The sequence below is a fragment of the Kitasatospora sp. NPDC088861 genome (assembly GCF_044750105.1).
In the GTDB taxonomy this organism is placed as follows: Bacteria; Actinomycetota; Actinomycetes; order Streptomycetales; family Streptomycetaceae; genus Kitasatospora.
Genome location: NZ_JBIVJF010000021.1, coordinates 1 through 16,934, shown reverse-complemented (window position 1 = coordinate 16,934; position 16,934 = coordinate 1). Strand labels below are relative to the sequence as shown.

Genomic DNA, 16,934 nt, shown 5'->3' with positions numbered 1-16,934 from the left:
CCGTGTCCGCGTCATCCAGCGTCCAGCAAGCCAAACAGGCTCTCGGCCAGCGCCTGCGCGATATCCGGCGAGACTCCGGACTCAGCGCGCGGGCGGTGGCCGAGGCCGCTGGGTGGCATGAATCGAAGTGCTCCAAGATCCAGAGCGGCCGGGTGATGCCGTCGGAGGCTGACATACGCGTCTGGACGGCCATCTGTGGCGTCCCTGATCAGGCTGCGGACCTCATCGCGACTGCTCGGAACATCGAAGGCATGTACGTCGAGTGGCGCCGCCTCGAACGAGCCGGACTCAAGCGGGCGCAGGAATCCGTGCGCCCGCTGTTCGAGCGGACACGCCGCTTCCGCATGTATCAGTCGTGGGTCGTCCCTGGCCTGCTCCAAACCGCCGCCTACACGCGTGCGGTGCTCCACACGATCGTGTCGCTGCGCAACACGCCCGACGACGTCGATGAAGCCGTCGCTGTACGGATGGAACGGCAGAACGTGCTGCACACCGGAGACCACCGCTTCGCCGTCCTGGTCGAGGAGTGGGTGCTGCGAACGGTCATCGGCACGCCGGACGTCCTCCTGGGCCAGCTTGGCCGTCTGATCGGTATCGGCTCCCTCCCCTCGGTCAGCCTCGGAGTGATTCCCCTCGGGACAACCAGGGGCGCGGGATGGCCGGTTGAGTCCTTCACCATGTACGACGATGCGCAGGTGAACGTCGAGCTTGTCTCCGCCCACCTCACCATCACCCAACCAGCGGAGATCGCCGAGTACGGCCAGACCTTCTCCGAACTGGCGAGCATCGCGGTCTACGGCGCCGAGGCACGTTCGCTCATCACCCAGGCCATCAACGCGCTCGGGTGAATCCGGGCAAGGTCTAGCAAGTCCATCGACCGGGCGCAAGCCCCCTCCCTACCGTCGAGGACACAACGATCCGACAGGAGAGGGACGTTGCAGGTCACCGATCCCCCGAAGCCGAAGAAGCCCGCCTCACCCCCGTCGCCGAGGCCGCCGGACCTGTAGCCACGCGACGACCTCCACACCTCACCGACCAACAGGGAGGGCCAATGAGCGGAACGGCCGGCAAGCACGCGGGCCAGCAGGACCCGGGCAAGGACAAGCCGTCCAAGGACACCTCGCGCCCGAAGCCGCCTCCGAAGCACGAAAAGAAGGACCAGTGACGGAGAACATCCGCCAGGAGCAGGCCGCCATGCGCGGTCTGCTCCTGGCCATCAGCGAAGAACTCGACAAGCCCGTCCCGCAGGAATGGAAGGACGCGATCAGGGCGACCCCTCGTCACCGGTTCCTGCCGGACCGGATCTGGCTGGACGACGAGAACGGGGATCTCCGGCCCTGCGACCTCCGGGATGAGCCCGACCGGTGGTTCGAGGCCGCCTACGCCAATGGGCCTGTCGTCACGCAGGTCAACGACGGCGAGGAACCCGCCGACGGCGCGGAGGCCTGGGCGTCGTCCTCCGCCTCCTCGCCCGCCATGGTCGTGCGGATGCTCGACGACCTCGGTGTCTGGCCGGGCTTGAACGCCCTGGAGATCGGCACCGGGACGGGCTGGAACGCCGCGCTGCTCGCCCACCGGCTCGGCGCCGACCGGGTCACCTCGATCGAGGTCGACCCTGACGTTGCCCGGCAGGCCCGCGCCTCGCTCAACGCGGCCGGGCTCGCCGTGGAGGCCGTCTGCGGGGACGGCGCCGGCGGCTGGGGCTCGCGGCAGCCGTACGACCGGATCATCTCCACCTGCTCGGTCCGCAGGGTGCCTACGGCGTGGATCGAGCAGACCGCCCCCGGCGGCGTGATCGTCACCCCCTGGGAGAGCCCGATGCTCTCCTTCGGCCTGCTCCGGCTCGTCGTCGACGAGCAGCACACCTACGGGAAGTTCAGCCCGCACGCCTCTTTCATGCTGATGCGCGCCCAGCGGACGGACCTGCGGATCTACCGGGACGTCGTGCGCGACCACCACCAGCCCGACGAGTCCACCACCCGGCTGTCGCCGTGGCAGGTGTGCGGCGAGGACCTGGACGTGCGGTTCGCACTCGGCCTGAAACTCGGCGACGTGTGGACCGCCTGGCACCACGAACCCGACGTCGAGGGGGTGGCCACCCGCCTGTGGGTGGCCACCACGGACGCCACCTCGTGGGCCGCGGTGGACCACGACGGCCGCCAGGAGGACCGGTTCACGGTCTGGCAGTACGGGCCTCGCCGACTCTGGGACGAGATCGAGGAGGCCCACGGCTGGTGGGAGAAGGCCGACCGGCCGGGCCCGGACCGGTTCGGGCTCCGGATCGTCGGCGACGAGCAGCAGGTCTTCCTCGACGGCCCGACCACCGTCATCAGCCGGGTGCCGTAGGACGAGCCCCTCCCGCCCGCTCGTTGGAACCCAACGAGCGGGCGGCAAAGCAGATCTGCGCGACGATGAGGAGGAGCGATGACAAACCCGGCACTTGAGGGCCTGGCCACGGCCAAGGTTTCCGCCGTACACCTTGAGATGCGCGACGCCTACCAGCCCAGCGACCCCGAGTTCATCGCATGGCAGCAGGGCAAACGCCTTGACCCTGCCGCCGAGCGGTCGTCCTGGTGGCGCCCGTTCCTGGACGTGGTGGCCGAGACGACGGCACGCGGTCTCGTGATGAGGCGTGCCCGGGTCGTCTCCGAACCGGTCACCGACTACATCCGGTACGAGTACGACGTGACGTTCCCGAACGTCCGGGCGGGCGAACAGGTCCGTTGGCTTCCCCGCCGGAAGGCGGCCGACATCGCGCTGCCCGGCACCGACCTGTGGCTGTTCGACGGGTCGTCGGTACTTTTCACGTACTTCTCGGGCGTCGGTGAGGTCGTCGACCGCGAATGGCGCACCGAGCCGGCCGTCGTGGAGTTGGTGCAGTCGGCCTTCGAAACGGTGTGGGAACGAGCCATCCCGCACGAGGAGTACCGGCTTCGCTGATCCGCCATGGCCGCCTCGCCTGCACGCCCTGCCCTCGACGGCGAAAACCCCTGCCCTGCCCGCGCGTTGGGGACCGACCGGCGGGCGGGACTGCCCTCGGTGGGCAGGGTTGCTGCCCCCGCCATCTCTATCGCTCCGGGTGTGGGCGGGGTATCCAGGACTCACCGGCCATCGACCCGAAGGGACGCCGATGAGGACCAGCGACAGTGACGACAAGGCGCACGCCCCCTCGACCGCCCGGACACCCGCGCACGCGCCCGCACCAGCACCCGCGCTGCTCGGCCTCCAGGCGTCCGTCGGGAACGCCGCCGTCGTCCGACGACTCCAGCGGGCCGGCCAGGTGCAGCGCTCCGCCGCCGCCGTCCACGACGTGCTGCGCAGTGGCGGCCGCTCGCTCGACGGCGCCACCCGCGCCGACATGGAGGCCCGCCTGGGCGCCGACTTCTCGGACGTCCGGATCCACGACGACAGCGCCGCCCGGAGTTCCGCCGCCGAGATCGGCGCCCGCGCCTACACCTCCGGCAACCACGTCGTCATCGGCGACGGCGGCGGCGACCGGCACACCCTCGCCCACGAGCTGACCCACGTGCTCCAGCAGCGGCAGGGCCCCGTGGCGGGCTCCGACAACGGCTCCGGGCTGAGCGTCAGCGACCCGTCCGACCGCTTCGAGCGCGAGGCCGAGGCCAACGCCCGGCGGGTGATGTCCGGCCCGACCGCAGGCCGCCGAGCCGACCACGCCGCCACCCACGAGGACGAGGAGCACCGGGGCTGAGCCGTCCCGCCCGCGCCCATCAACGGGATCGTTCATCGTTTGTCTACCGCCTTGCCCCATGGTCAGTCCCACGGGGCGCCCCGAACTTTCACGGGCGCGATATGGACGAAAGAGGTACCCGGGGATGAAGGCAGTGAAGGCAGTGCGACGCATGGCCGTCGGGGTGGCGGCCACGGCGCTGGCGCTGACGGGGACGATGCTGGGGGCCGGCACCGCGCAGGCGGCGTACGACCCGACGACCCACACGCTCTGGAACGACGAGCCGCTCTACCCGGGCTGGCACGTCGACTCCGAGAACTCCCGGCTGATCATGCAGTCCGACGGCAACCTGGTCGTCTACCGCGGGTACAACACCCCGAACCCGCTGGCCGTCTGGAACTCCGGCACCCACGTGAACCACTGCGGGTACAAGGCGGTCATGCAGTCCGACGGCAACCTGGTCGTCTACTCCGCCTCCGGGGGCGTCTGCTGGTCCTCCGGCACGTACGGGCACCCGGGCGCCCGGCTGGTGGTGAAGAGGCTCGGCGGCGTCGCCATCTACTGGGGTGACGGCGAGGTCCCCATCGTCACCACGCCCACCAACGACATCCGCATGTGGGCGATGTCCTCGGACCTCTACTGACCACCGCACCGGCCCGGAGCGCCGCTCAGGCGCCCCGTTCGGCGAGCCAGCGGACCAGGTCGGCGACGGACCACTGCGGGCGGGCCGCGAGGCGCGCCGCCACCGACCGCAGGAGTACGGGCAGGTAGCCGCAGAGCTCGGCGACCTCGGCGGCCGGGCCCGGCTCCCGGCGGATCCGCTCGGCGCCGACGACCCGGGCCAGTAGCTCGTACGCGTCCTGCGGCTCCAGCGGGCCGACGGCCAGCCGGGCCGCGTCGGCGGGCAGGGCGCCCGGTTCGGCGCCGGCCACGACGGCCGCGCAGCCCGCCACCGCGGGCAGCAGCGGCGCCGGGTCGGTGACGCCGTCGAGCACGACCAGCACCCGCCGTCCGGCGAGCGCGGCCCGGTAGCGCACGCCCAGTTCGCCGACACCGGCGTCCTCGACGGGCCGCTCCCCCAGGGCCCGCAGGAAAGCGGCCAGCACCGCTCCCGGCTCCGCCGTCCCGCCGGCCGCGTACAGCTGCCCGTCCGGGAAGGCGTCCTGGACGGTGTGCGCCAGGTGCACCGCGAGCGCGGAGGTGCCGCTGCCGGCCGGCCCGGACAGGCCGAGCACCGGCGAGGCCCCGGCATCACCGCCGTCGACATCACCGCCGGCACCGGCACCGGCACCGGACCGCAGGATCCGCTCGGCCTCCCGCACCTGGGCCGCCCGCCCGACCAGGTCGGGGATGTCCGGCGGCAGCTGGCAGGGCCGGGCGGGCCGGCACGGCGGTACCGGGGCGGACGGCGCCGCGAGCTCGGCGTCCCCTCTCCGGATGCGGGCGTGCAGGTCCGCGACCGCCGGTGCCGGTTCGAGCCCCAGCTCGCGGTCCAGCCGTTCGCGCAGCGCCTCGAAGGCGGCCAGCGCCTCGGCCGTCCGCCCGCAGCGGTGCAGGGCCAGCAGGTGGAGGCGCTGCACCTCCTCGTCGCGCGGGTGTGCGGCGGCGAGCGCGTCCAGCGCGGGCAGCGCCTCGGCGTGCCGGCCGAGCGCCAGGTCCAGGTCGTGCAGCACCTTGACGGCGGCATGGTGACCGGCGGCGAGCCGTTCGCGGGCGCGTTCGGCGAAACCGCCGGGCACGCCGTCCAGCGCACGCCCCTCCCACAGCGCGAGCGCGCCGGCGAGCAGTTCCCGGGCCCGCACCGGGTCGTCGTAGCGCAGCGTGACGGCCTCACCCACCCCGGCCTCGTAGCGGAACAGGTCGACGGCGGCCCGGTCGACCTCCAACCGGTAGCCACCGGCGGTGGCGACCAGCAGGCCGGGGGCCGCGAGGGCACGGCGCAGCCGGTGCGCGTGGGTGCCGATCTGGCCGGCCGGGGCCTTGGGCCAACGGGCGACATCCTCGCCCCACAAGCCCTCGACCAGCCGTTCAGTGGGCACGAGCTGGCCCGGGGCAAGCAGCAGGGCGGCCAGCACGGCCCGCTGCTGCGGCCGACCGAGATCGATCTCGTGGCCGTCGCACCGGGCCCGCAGCGGCCCCAGAACACGGAATTCGAGCCCCATGCCCCCACCCCTCGAAGCCATGAGTTCAAGTACACAATCCGTGACAGAGCATAGGTGACCGGATCAGGGGGCGCCGCCGTCCGTACGGAAGTGGCGTGATCCGGGCACCGGACGACATTCGGGGACGGGACATGGTTGACATCGGGGCGTCCGGGCTGCGGTTCGGACTGCTGGGACCACTGCGCGCCTGGCACGGGGAGCGGGAGATCGAACTGGGCCGACCGCAGCAGCGGGCCGTCCTGGCGGTGCTGCTGGACGCCGCCGGACGGACGGTGGCGACGCCGGTGCTGGTGGAGGGGGTGTGGGGCGGGGCCGCACCGGCCGACCCCCGCAAGGCCGTCCAGCTGGCCGTCTCCCGGCTGCGTTCGGCCTTCAAGCCGTACACCGGGCCGGATCCGCAGCGGATGCCGCTGGTGCGGGTCGGCGACGGGTACGCGCTGCGGGTGCCGGACGCGGAGGTGGACGCGGCCCGCTGGGAGGAACTGCTGGCCACGGCCGGACGGCTGCGCGACGAGCAGGCCCCGCCGCAGGAGGTCCGGGAGGTCCTGCTGGCCGCGCAGCGGCTGTGGGTCGGCGAACCGCTGGCCGGGCTGCCGGGGCCGCACGCCGAGGCCGTCCGCTCCCGCCTCGCCGAACAGCGACTTCACGCCAAGGAGACGCGGCTGGAGCTGGACGCGGAGATCGGCGACCACACCGGTCTGACGGCCGAGGCCGCCGCACTCGCCCTGGAACACCCCGAACGGCCCCGGCTGACCGCCGTCCTGATGCGCGCCCTCTACCAGGCGGGCCGCAAGGCCGAGGCGCTCGCCGTGTACGAGGACGCCCGCCGCCGACTGCCGTCCGGCGGGGACGGGCCCACCCGGCACGAGGACACCCGCCGGCCGCCGACGGCCGCCGCCGCCGCTCCGACGGCCGAGGACGGCCCCGCCGCACTGCACCTGCGGATCCTGCGCGAGGACCCGTCCCTGCTGCCCGCCCCCGCCGCCTCCGCCTCCGTCCGCGCCGAACCCGCCGCCGCCTGGCAGCCGCCCGACCAACTGCCCGACGGCCTGGCCGACTTCACCGGCCGCACCGAGGAGGTCGAGACCCTGGTGGACCGCCTCGCCGGGGCCGGCGGGCGAGCCGTCGTGGTCTCCGCCCTGGACGGCATGGGCGGGGTCGGCAAGACCACACTCGCTGTGCACGTCGCCCGACAGGCCCACGGACGCTTCCCCGACGGGCGGCTCTTCGCCGACCTGCGCGGCGCCGACCGCACCCCGCTGGACCCGGGCGCGGTGCTCGCCGGCTTCCTGCGCGCCCTCGGCGTGGCCGCCGCCGAGATCCCGCTCGACACCGGGGAGCGCTCCGCCCTCTACCGCTCGGCACTGGCCGGGCGGCAGGTCCTCGTCGTCCTCGACAACGCCGCCACCCTCGGCCAGGTCGAACCACTGCTGCCCGGCTCGTCCGGCTGCGCCGTCCTGGTCACCAGCCGCGTCCGGCTGGCCGGCCTCGCCGGGGCGCACCAGATGCGCCTGGACACCCTGCCGCCCGCCGAGGCACTGGAACTGCTGACCCGGATCATCGGCGCCGACCGCGTCGACGCCGAACCCGGGGCCGCCGAGGAGATCGTGCGGGCCTGCGGACTGCTGCCGCTCGCCGTGCGCATCGTCGCCTCCCGGCTCGCCGCCGACCCCGCGCTCACCCTGGCCGCGCTCGCCGACGGGCTGCGCCGGGAACACCGGCTGGCCGAACTCAGCGACGGCGAACGGACCGTGGAGGCCACCTTCGCCCTCTCCTACCACCGCCTCGACGCCGAACTCGCCCGCGCCTTCCGCCTGCTGTCCCTGCCCGACGCCCCGGACGTCCCGCTGCCCTGCGCGGCCGCGCTGCTCGGCCGCACCGAAGCCGAGACCGACGAACTCCTCGAAGCGCTCGTCGACCTCAACCTGCTGCACTCCCCCCGCTTCGGCCGCTACGGCTTCCACGACCTGGTCCGCGACTACGCCCGCGGCCGGCTCGCCGCCGAGGAGCCCGCCGCCGAACGCACCGCCGCCGCCGACCGGCTGGTCGACTACTGCCTGGCCACCGCCCGCAACGCCGACCGCGCCGCCCGCAAGGCCGACCCGGTCGAACTCAGCCTGCTCGACGCACCCGTCCGCTCCCCCGGCAAGACGATCACGGACGGGCCCGCCGCCGTCCGCTGGATGCGCGAACAGGCCGGCGTGCACGCCTCCGCCATCGCCCTGAGCTGCGCCGACCCGGCGCTGCCGCTCGACCGGGCGGCCGAACTCGCCGACCGGATGGGCTCCGTACTCGCCGAACGCACCCAGACCCGCGACATCGCCGACCTCTCCGACCGCATCGCCCGCGAGGCCGCCGCCCGCGGCGACCACGGCCCGCTCGCCCTCGCCCGCTACGTGCGCGGCGGCATGCTCTGGCACATCAACCGCTACGCCGAGTCCGAGCAGGACATCCGCCAGGCCGTCGCGCTCTGCCAGGACGACGACGGCGGCAACGGGGGCAGCGGCGACGGCCCGAAGGTCCGCGTCCTCGCCAAGGCCCTGCTCACCCTCGGCGGCAACGCCCGCGTCCACGGCCGCTACGCCGACGCCGCCCGACACGCCGGCCGCGCCGCCGACCTGTTCCGCCGCCTCGGCGCCGAACGCTCCGAGGGCAGCGCCCTCGGCGAGTTCGCGTTCAGCTGCGCCCAGACCGGCCGGCTGGCCGAGGCCCGGGACGCCGCCGAGCGCGGCGCCCGCCTGATGAGCGGCTCCGGCCCGGTGTCCGCTGCCACCGGCCGCTACTACCTGGCCCGGGTCCTGCGCCTGTGCGGCGACCCGGAGGCGGCGCTCGCCCACGCGGCCGGCGCCCGCGACGAGTTCGCCGCCCTTCAGGTGACGGTGTTCGCGGCGGCGGCGGGCGACCTCGCCGCCCGGATCCACGCCGAGGCCGAGCGCTGGCTGCTCGCCGCCGACGCCGCCGAGGCGGCGCTGCCGCTCGCCCGCCGCACCAGCGCCGCCCTGGAGGCCGCGCTGCTGCGCACCCTGGGCACCGCGCTCACCGGCCTCGGCCGCCCCCGCCAGGCCCGCGCCTGCCTCGCGGACGCGCTGGAGGTGTACGAGCGGCTCGGACTCGGCGAGGACGCCGAGCGGACCAGGGCCCTGCTGGACGGCCTGCCGCAGCCCTAGGTCCCGGCCGATCTCGGCGGGCCGGACGAGACCTGGCAGGCCCTGGGCCCGGGGGCCGCCCCCCCTTGTTGATCACTTGTCTACCGCGGTCCGCGATCTTCTCTCTCGTCAGGTCGCGGACCGCACCAGTGCGGAGCCGGGGCCACTCCCATCGAAGATAGGCGCCACTCATGCCCACGCTCCCGCAGAACGGCCAGGTCTGGACCCTCAAGTCCGCGAACGGAACGGTCGCCGACGTGCGCTCCAGCCAGAGCAGCCCGGGCACCCCGGTCCAGTCCTGGGGCCCCAACGGCACCACCGCCCAGGGCTGGGTCTTCTGGGCCAAGGACGGCGGCAGCTGGCTCCTGGAGACCCAGCTCACCAACGGCAGGCACGCCCCCGGCCAGGCCGTCGTCATCGACTACAACTACTCCACCGGCCAGACCTGGCTGTTCAACGAGCACGGGCAGCCCAACCAGCGCTGGGTGCTGGACGTCATCGACAACGACTGGTTCCGGGTCCGGACCGTCCGCGGCGACGAGGGCCAGCTGTTCCTCACCGCGGCCGCCCCCGGCGCCCCGCTCACCCTCACCAAGCAGGACGACAACAACCCGGCGCAGCGCTGGCAGCTCATCCCGGCCGGCGGCCAGAACGGCGGCGCCGGCGGCCAGCAGCAGCCCCAGCCCCAGCCGCAGCCGCAGCCCGGCGGCGACTTCCGCACCGAGATGCTGGCCTCCGTCAACACGGAGCGCGGCCGGGCCGGCCTCCAGCCGCTGCGGCTCGACGACCGCCTGAGCGCCGCCGCCCAGCGGCACGCCAACGACATGGCGTCCCACGACCTCACCCAGCACGACGGCACCGACGGCAGCAACCCGTGGGACCGCATCCACGCCGCCGGCTTCCAGTTCCGCTCGGCCGCCGAGAACGTCACCCCGGGCAACAGCGTGGCGGAGGCCATGCAGATGTGGATGAACAGCCCGCACCACCGCGACAACATCCTGGGCCGCGACTTCACCTCCATCGGCATCGGCTACACCCCCCGCCAGCGCGGCAACTGGGGCCGCTACGTCCAGACCTTCGCCCAGGCCTGACCTCCCCGCCCCCTCAGCCGTCACAGCAGCCACAGCAGCCACAGCAAGCAAGGAGCCACCCTCATGTCCTCGAACGCGGCGGACCTGATCCGCGTCGCCCGAGACGAGGTCGGATACCAGGAGGGCCGCAGCGGCTCGCACTGGAACAACATCCAGAAGTACTCCCCGACCGTCCCCGGCCTGGAGTGGTCCCAGGGCGAGGCCTGGTGCGCGACCTTCGTCGCCTGGTGCGCCCAGCAGTCCGGCAACGCCGGGCTGTTCCCGGTGACGGCCTCCTGCGCCGAGGGCGTCGCCTGGTTCAGGGACCGCGACCGCTTCACCGACTACCCGGTGATCGGCGGCCAGGTGTTCTACGGCCCCGGCGGCGGCAGCCACACCGGCATCTGCGTCGCCTACACCAGCTCCACCATCACCACCGTCGAGGGCAACACCAACGACGACGGCAGCTCCGAGGGCGACGGCGTCTACCTCAAGACCCGTGACCGCAAGTCGAGTTGGGTGTACGGGTACGGCGTCCCGGACTTCGCCGACGGCGTCATCCTCGCCGACCCGCAGTGGCGGGACCGCCAGGGGGCCGTCTACTTCGGGCAGGAGGCCTCCGCCGCCGACCAGCCGAACGGCGGCGCCCGGCCCCAGGCCGACAGCAGCGGGGACGGAGGCGGGGGCGAGGGCGGCTACGAGCCCTTCCCCGGCGCCGACTTCTTCCAGGACGGCCAGAAGAGCGACGTCATCACCCGGATGGGCGAGCGCCTGGTCGCCGAGGGCTGCTCCGCCTACGCCGAGGGCCCCGGCCCCGAGTGGTCCGGGGCGGACCTCGAATCCTTCCGCAACTGGCAGCACAAGCTGGGTGACTCCGGCAGCGACGCCGACGGAGTCCCCGGCCCCAAGCAGTGGGACGCCCTCCAGGTCCCGCGCGGCTGACGCCGCACCTCGACCACACCCGGATCCACCACACCCAAGAAGGAGAACCCGATGAAACCCGTCACCCGTACCCGCAGGTTCCTCGCCGGGCTCGGCGCCGTCGCGGCCGTCGCGGGGGCGGCCGTGGTCACCTCCCCGGCCGCGCACGCCGCCGGCTGCGAGCTGGCGCCGAACCTGCAGACCGTCACCGCCGTCTACAACGGCGCCACCGGCGTCCTCGACCTGCCGGCCAACACGGAGACCAACGGCCAGCGGATCGGCGTCTACCAGGGCAACCAGAGCCCCGCGCAGACCTGGTCGTTCTGGGGCTACTGCGACGGCACCACCGCCATCTCGCACGGCTCGGCCGGCAAGGTCGTCGACCTCGACACCGGCTCGGGCGCCGTCCAGCTCTGGGACACCCCCGGCGGCTGGGACGGCCTCAACCGCCCGGCTGGCGACTGGCTGCCGGCCAACCAGAAGTGGATCCGCACCAGCGAGGACCGCGGCTGGTACCTGATCCAGAACGTGGCCACCGGCCAGTGCCTCAAGTCCAACGGCGTCGCCCAGCTCACCTCGGTGACGTCCTGCAACGGCAGCGACCCGGCCCAGCGCTGGAAGATCGGCTGACGGCTCCCCGAGAGGGGTCCGACGGTTCCCGCCCGGGGCGCGAATCGTCGGACCCGACCCGTCCCCGGTCCGTTCGCCGACTCCGGCGGGCGGACCGGTCCGCGCCCACCACCCTCCGCCCGAGCCACCCCTGGGCCGGCGGAGGGGTTCGTCGGCGAGCCGGTCCTCGACCTGCTCGCCCACGAGTGGGCCCCGTGACACGCCGCCGACCCCCTCCCCGACGGCGTGTCACGGTCAGGCGTCCGCCGTCACCGCGCTGCGGGCGTCTCACGCTCCGGCGTCCGCCGTCAACGCGCCGCAGGCACCCGCGCCGTCACCGCGCCACAGGCACCCGGTGGATCCGCAGGAAGGCGTCGACACCGAGCGCCGCGATCCGGGCGAGTTCCTCGTCCGCCACCGGCAGGGCGCCCCAGAACGAGCGCTCGGCGACGCCGTGGAAGGTCAGCAGCGTGAACTGCTCGGCGGTCTGCGGGGCGTCGTCGACGGCCAGCAGGCCTCGGTCCGCGATCGCCTCGAACCGCTGCGCGAGGTCGCGCTGCGAGGCGATCGGGCCGGCCTCCAGCCACGCCTCCAGGACGTCGGCCGGGATGTTGGCGACCTCGGCGCGGATGGCCCGGCCGAGCGCGCCGCGGTCCCCGGCCGAGAGGACGGCCCGGGCCCGTTCGACCGCGAAGTCGGTGAGGCCCTGGCGCAGGTCCACCACCCGGTCGAGGTGCTTGTCCATCAACTCGCGCATGACCTCGGTCAGTTCGGCCGAGTTCTGGAGTGCGACGGAGAGGAAGAGGGTCTCCTTGTCGGCGAAGTGGTTGTAGACCGTGCGCTTGGACACCCCGGCCTCCGCCGCGATCGCGTCCATGCTGGCCCGGACGTATCCCTCGCGCCCGAACACCGCCGTCGCGGCCCGCGTGATCGCCTTGCGCTTCTCCGGCCGTCCCGCTCCGCCCGTCGCCGCCACGGCGCCACTCCTCATCTACCGGGACTCTCGAAAACTGCCCGGTGTAGTGTCTCCCGAGCCCGCCTGAGCCGGGTTGCCATCGAACAAGGGTGCTCTATGCTGCCTACAACCTCTACACCCGTGTAGAGGGAATTCAACAGCACGCCTGCCCCCGACCGGAACACGGAAGCCGAGCGCGGGAACCGGCCGGCCGAACAGCAGCGTCCAGAAGTGGCAGCGCACAACGGCTCATCACACGAGGACCGGGCGCAGGCGCCACAGGGGCGCAAAGCACGGGAACACCGGGGGTGAGTGCGTGGCGGGGCGGCGAGGACGGACGTCCAACCAGGAGGCACGCGGGCGAACGCCAGGCCAGGAGACGCAGGCGCGGACGACCGACCAACGGACGGCCGACCAGCGGTCACCGGGGCGGACACCCGACCGGCGGGCACCGGGGCGCACCTCCGACCAGGGAGCCCGTCGGCGGGCGAACAAGGCCCCCGTCCGCCCCTTCCCCGGCGGAGCGGCCCTGCCCGTGGCCCTGGCCGTGGGGCTGCCGGCGGTGGGCGCCGGGATCGACGAACTCTCCGGCCCCGGCATGGGGACGGCCTTCCTGGTGGGCGCCGTGCTCGGCACCGGCCTGGCGGCCGCACTCAGCAGCCGCAATGGCTGGTGGTGGGTCCTCGCCTCCACTCCGCTGCTGGTCCTGGGGGTGACGGCCGGCGCGGAACTGCTGGCCAACGGCGACGCCTACCGGGGCAAGAACCTGGCCACCGGCTCGGCGAAGTGGGTGGTCCACGACTTTCCCGTGATGGCCGCGGCCGCCGCAGCGGCCGCCCTGGTGATCGTGGTCCGGCTGGTCCGGGACCGGAGGAGGGACCATGGCTGAGAACCCGCAGACCCGGGACGGGGGCCGCGCCGCCGCGCCCCCGACCCGCCGCATCTCCCCCCTGCTGATCGCGGGCCGGACGCTGGCCTGCTCGGTCGCCCTGGCGGTGTTCGGCGCCAGCGGGGTGGTCTGGTACGAGGTGACGTCCCTCACCGACGGGATGACCACCTCCAACGCCATCGCCGAGACCAAGAAGAACGCGCCCAAGCACCTCGACAACTCCGTCAACATCCTGCTGATCGGCCTCGACAGCCGCAAGAACATGGACGGGACGGACCTGCCGCCGGAGTTCGTCCAGGACGAACTGCACGCCGGCCACAGCTCCGATATCGGCGGCTACAACACCAACTCCCTGATCCTGCTGCACATCCCCGCCGGCGGCGGCAAGGCGCAGGCCGTCTCCATCCCCCGTGACGACTACGTCATGACCTACACCGGGGACGGCAAGCAGGCCGGCATGCGCAAGATCAAGGAGGCCTACGGCGAGGCCAAGGAGAAGGCCACCCCGGCCCTCCAGGCGAAGGGGCTCAAGGGCGCGGACCTGGAGAAGGCCGGCCGCGACGCCGGCCGGGCGGCCACCATCCAGACCGTGCAGAAGTTCCTCGACCAGCCCGTCGACCACATAGCCGAAGTCAACCTGATGGGCTTCTACGACATCGCCAAGGCCGTCGAGCCGATCGAGGTCTGCCTCACCCACGACACCAAGGACCCGGCCATGGAGGGCCAGGGCTCCGGTGCCGACTTCCACAAGGGCATCAACAAGCTCAACGCCTCCCAGGCGCTCTCCTTCGTCCGCCAGCGCCACAACCTGGACGGCCCGGACGGCAACAGCGGCGACTTCGCCCGCACCCACCGCCAGCAGGCCTTCATCTCCTCCGTCGTGCACAAGCTCAAGCAGGACGGCGTCATCAGCGACCTCGGCAAGCTGCAGCAGCTGTTCGGCGTGGTGCAGAAGGACCTGGTCATCGACAACGAGTGGAACGTCCTCGACTTCGCCCAGCAGGCCCCCAACCTCACCGGCGGCAACGTCGAGTTCAACACCCTGACCTTCGACGGCTTCGGCACCCGCAACGGCCAGGACGTCAACCTGGTCACCCCCGCGAAGCTCCAGAAGGTCGTCAAGCAGATCTTCGGCTACGCCGACTCCGCGCCGGCCGCCCCCGACGCGGCGGGCGACACGCCCGCCCCGGCGGCCCCCTCCGGGCCGGCCACGACCGCGCCGCCCACCACCAAGGCCGCCGCCCCCACCACCGTGGACGTCTTCAACGCCTCCACGGCCGCCGGGGTCTCCTCCACCGCCGAGTCCAAGGCCCTGGTCGCGATGGGCTTCAAGGCGGGCAAGACCGGCAGCGCCGCCGCGAAGCCCAAGACCACCACCGTGGCCTACGGCAAGGGCGCCAAGGAGGCGGCCGACCAGATCGCCGCCCGCTACGGCGTCACCGCCATGGAGTCCGCGTCGGCCCCCGCCGACCGGGTGGTCGTCACCCTCGGCACCGGCTTCACCGGCGCGACCGACGACAAGACCGGCGCCGCAGCGCCGGGCGGCGGCGCGACCGGGGCCCCGTCCGACCCGGCGGCCAACCTGCCCGTACAGGGCCCGTCGGTCGACGCCCAGAGCGACGGCGGCATCCCCTGCGTCTACTGACACCCCGCACCTGACGCACCGCACCGAGCCGTGGGGAGGCTCCCACCAGGGAGCCTCCCCACGGCTTTTCCCCACGGCTTTTCCCCACGGCTTTTCCCCACGGCTTTTCCCCACGGCTTTTCCCCACGGCTTTTCCCCACGCCCTTCCCCCGCGTCCGACCCCAGGGCGGACACCCCTCGCATGATTCTCCGTACTATGTATAGTGTACTGCGTACGGGATAACCGCGCGCTCGCGCCGACGAGAGGGCTCCGCCATGCAGATCACCACCACCACCCTCGCCCTGACCGTCGAGGACGCCACCGCCTCCGCCGCCTTCCTCCAGCGGCACTTCGGCTACACCGAGGAGATGTCGGCCGACGGCTTCGTCTCGCTCCAGCACCCCGGCGGCGGGGTCGGCGTCGTCTGCCTGCGGCGCGGCCTGGAGGTGCTGTCCGAGGACCAGCGCGACCGGACCGCGACCGGCGTCATCCTGGCGTTCGTCGTCGAGGACCTCGCCGGCGAGGAGCGGCGGCTGCGCGGCGAGGGGGTCGAGATCACCCTGCCGCTGCGCGAGGAGCCGTGGGGCGAGAAGCTGTTCCAGGTCACCGACCCGAACGGGGTCGTGATCGAACTGGTCGAGTGGGCCGAGCGGTAACCGCCCCCCAGCAGTGACCGAGGCCCGAAACGGCGGCGCCCCCTCGGCCATCGGCCGAGGGGGCGCCGCCGTGACCGGACCGGACCGGTCAGTCCACCGTCCAGGTGTCGCCGCCCGCCAGCAGCGCGGCCAGGTCGCCCGGCCCGCGATCGGCCTGCGCGGCGGCCAGCTGCCCCGCCATCAGCTCGTCGTAGACGGGTCGGTGGACGTCGCGCAGGACGCCGATCGGGGTGTGGTGGAGGGTGTCGGCGTCGGCGATCCGGGAGAGCGCGAAGGCGGTGGCCGGGTTGGCCGCGTGGGCGTCGTGGACCAGGACCCGCGCCTCGTTGTCCGCGGTCACCGGCGCGGTGAACAGCTCGCCGTCCGGGCCGCGGAACACGCCGCCGGCCAGGTCCGCGCCGAAGCGGATCGGCTGCCCGTGCTCCAGCCGGACCAGCGCCTCGTCCCGGGTGCCGGGCTGCTTCAGGGCCTCGAACGCGCCGTCGTTGAAGATGTTGCAGTTCTGGTAGATCTCCACCAGCGCCGTGCCCTCGTGCGCGGCCGCCGCCCGCAGCACCGACTGCAGGTGCTGGCGGTCCGAGTCGATCGTGCGGGCGACGAAGGTCGCCTCGGCGCCGATCGCCAGCGAGAGCGGGTTGAACGGCGCGTCGAGCGAGCCCATCGGCGTCGACTTGGTGATCTTGCCCAGCTCGCTGGTCGGCGAGTACTGACCCTTGGTCAGCCCGTAGATCCGGTTGTTGAACAGCAGGATCTTCAGATTGACGTTGCGCCGCAGCGCGTGGATCAGGTGGTTGCCACCGATGGACAGCGCGTCACCGTCCCCCGTCACCACCCACACGCTCAGGTCCTGCCGCGAGGACGCCAGCCCGGTCGCGATCGCCGGCGCCCGCCCGTGGATCGAGTGCACCCCGTAGGTGTTCATGTAGTACGGGAAACGCGAGGAACAGCCGATCCCGGAGACGAACACGGTGTTCTCGCGCTTGATGCCGAGCTCCGGCATGAAACCCTGCACCGCCGCCAGGACCGCGTAGTCCCCGCAACCGGGACACCAGCGCACCTCCTGGTCGGTCTTGAAGTCCCGGGCACTCTGCGGCCCTTCGGCCTTGGGCACCAGATTCAGGGACGGGAAGCCGTTCTCACTCATCGGTGGTCCTCCTCGTCCAGGGCGCCGATCGCCGCCGACAGCACGTCCGCCAACTGCGCCGCCTTG

At 73.1% G+C, this 16,934-nt stretch carries 14 protein-coding genes and 1 pseudogene; 12 read left to right on the top strand and 3 right to left on the bottom strand.

Features of this window, described 5'->3' with window-relative positions:
* Nucleotides 1–2: 2 nt before the first annotated feature.
* The 5 genes and pseudogenes from ACIP37_RS27925 to ACIP37_RS27905 all read left to right on the top strand — a co-directional run bounded on the left by ACIP37_RS27925 (nt 3) and on the right by ACIP37_RS27905 (nt 4,334).
* Entirely contained in the window at nt 3–848 is an 846-nt protein-coding gene (locus ACIP37_RS27925; protein WP_363630105.1) for a helix-turn-helix transcriptional regulator, read from the top strand.
* 313 nt (nt 849–1,161) lie between these two features.
* Nucleotides 1,162–2,346: a methyltransferase domain-containing protein gene (locus ACIP37_RS27920; protein ID WP_400809749.1), complete on the top strand. Its 1,185-nt coding sequence runs from the start codon at nt 1,162–1,164 to the stop codon at nt 2,344–2,346.
* 78 nt (nt 2,347–2,424) lie between these two features.
* Nucleotides 2,425–2,940 (top strand): DUF6879 family protein, encoded by a 516-nt coding sequence (locus tag ACIP37_RS27915; protein WP_400809750.1) that lies wholly within the window; start codon nt 2,425–2,427, stop codon nt 2,938–2,940.
* Nucleotides 2,941–3,130: 190 nt separating this feature from the next.
* A pseudogene (locus ACIP37_RS27910) lies at nt 3,131–3,667 on the top strand (DUF4157 domain-containing protein); the annotation flags it as partial.
* A gap of 169 nt (nt 3,668–3,836) precedes the next feature.
* Nucleotides 3,837–4,334, top strand: coding sequence for a hypothetical protein (locus tag ACIP37_RS27905; RefSeq protein WP_363585396.1), 498 nt, complete (start codon nt 3,837–3,839; stop codon nt 4,332–4,334).
* 25 nt (nt 4,335–4,359) lie between these two features.
* Here the strand turns inward: ACIP37_RS27905 and ACIP37_RS27900 are convergent, their stop codons facing one another.
* Nucleotides 4,360–5,853, bottom strand: coding sequence for a BTAD domain-containing putative transcriptional regulator (locus ACIP37_RS27900; RefSeq protein ID WP_363585397.1), 1,494 nt, complete (start codon nt 5,851–5,853; stop codon nt 4,360–4,362).
* A 131-nt stretch (nt 5,854–5,984) separates the two neighbouring features.
* Here ACIP37_RS27900 and ACIP37_RS27895 point away from each other — a divergent pair, with 131 nt between their 5' ends.
* The 4 genes from ACIP37_RS27895 (at nt 5,985) to ACIP37_RS27880 (ending at nt 11,620) form a co-directional block, all read left to right on the top strand.
* The gene (locus tag ACIP37_RS27895; protein ID WP_363585398.1) at nt 5,985–9,020 is read left to right on the top strand and encodes a BTAD domain-containing putative transcriptional regulator; all 3,036 of its coding nucleotides are present in this window, start codon (nt 5,985–5,987) and stop codon (nt 9,018–9,020) included.
* A 170-nt stretch (nt 9,021–9,190) separates the two neighbouring features.
* Nucleotides 9,191–10,090 (top strand): CAP domain-containing protein, encoded by a 900-nt coding sequence (locus tag ACIP37_RS27890; protein WP_363585399.1) that lies wholly within the window; start codon nt 9,191–9,193, stop codon nt 10,088–10,090.
* A gap of 63 nt (nt 10,091–10,153) precedes the next feature.
* Nucleotides 10,154–11,011 carry a peptidoglycan-binding protein gene (locus tag ACIP37_RS27885; protein ID WP_363585400.1) on the top strand — a complete coding sequence of 286 codons (858 nt, stop codon included), beginning with the start codon at nt 10,154–10,156 and terminating at the stop codon, nt 11,009–11,011.
* 51 nt (nt 11,012–11,062) lie between these two features.
* Complete coding sequence (locus ACIP37_RS27880) at nt 11,063–11,620, top strand: RICIN domain-containing protein (protein ID WP_363585401.1); 558 nt, start codon at nt 11,063–11,065, stop codon at nt 11,618–11,620.
* A 313-nt stretch (nt 11,621–11,933) separates the two neighbouring features.
* Here ACIP37_RS27880 and ACIP37_RS27875 read toward each other — a convergent pair whose 3' ends face one another.
* Nucleotides 11,934–12,575 carry a TetR/AcrR family transcriptional regulator gene (locus ACIP37_RS27875; RefSeq protein WP_363585402.1) on the bottom strand — a complete coding sequence of 214 codons (642 nt, stop codon included), beginning with the start codon at nt 12,573–12,575 and terminating at the stop codon, nt 11,934–11,936.
* A 514-nt stretch (nt 12,576–13,089) separates the two neighbouring features.
* Between ACIP37_RS27875 and ACIP37_RS27870 the strand changes: the two genes are divergently transcribed.
* The 3 genes from ACIP37_RS27870 (at nt 13,090) to ACIP37_RS27860 (ending at nt 15,724) form a co-directional block, all read left to right on the top strand.
* On the top strand, nt 13,090–13,443 hold the full coding sequence (locus tag ACIP37_RS27870) for a DUF6542 domain-containing protein (protein WP_363585403.1): 354 nt from the start codon (nt 13,090–13,092) through the stop codon (nt 13,441–13,443).
* Nucleotides 13,436–15,088, top strand: a complete 1,653-nt coding sequence (locus ACIP37_RS27865) for an LCP family protein (protein ID WP_363585404.1) — start codon at nt 13,436–13,438, stop codon at nt 15,086–15,088. The genes ACIP37_RS27870 and ACIP37_RS27865 overlap by 8 nt, the downstream gene beginning before the upstream one ends.
* A 255-nt stretch (nt 15,089–15,343) precedes the next feature.
* Nucleotides 15,344–15,724: a VOC family protein gene (locus ACIP37_RS27860; protein ID WP_363585405.1), complete on the top strand. Its 381-nt coding sequence runs from the start codon at nt 15,344–15,346 to the stop codon at nt 15,722–15,724.
* An 88-nt stretch (nt 15,725–15,812) separates the two neighbouring features.
* Here the strand turns inward: ACIP37_RS27860 and ACIP37_RS27855 are convergent, their stop codons facing one another.
* Nucleotides 15,813–16,868: a 2-oxoacid:ferredoxin oxidoreductase subunit beta gene (locus ACIP37_RS27855; protein ID WP_400844669.1), complete on the bottom strand. Its 1,056-nt coding sequence runs from the start codon at nt 16,866–16,868 to the stop codon at nt 15,813–15,815.
* Nucleotides 16,869–16,934: the final 66 nt, after the last annotated feature.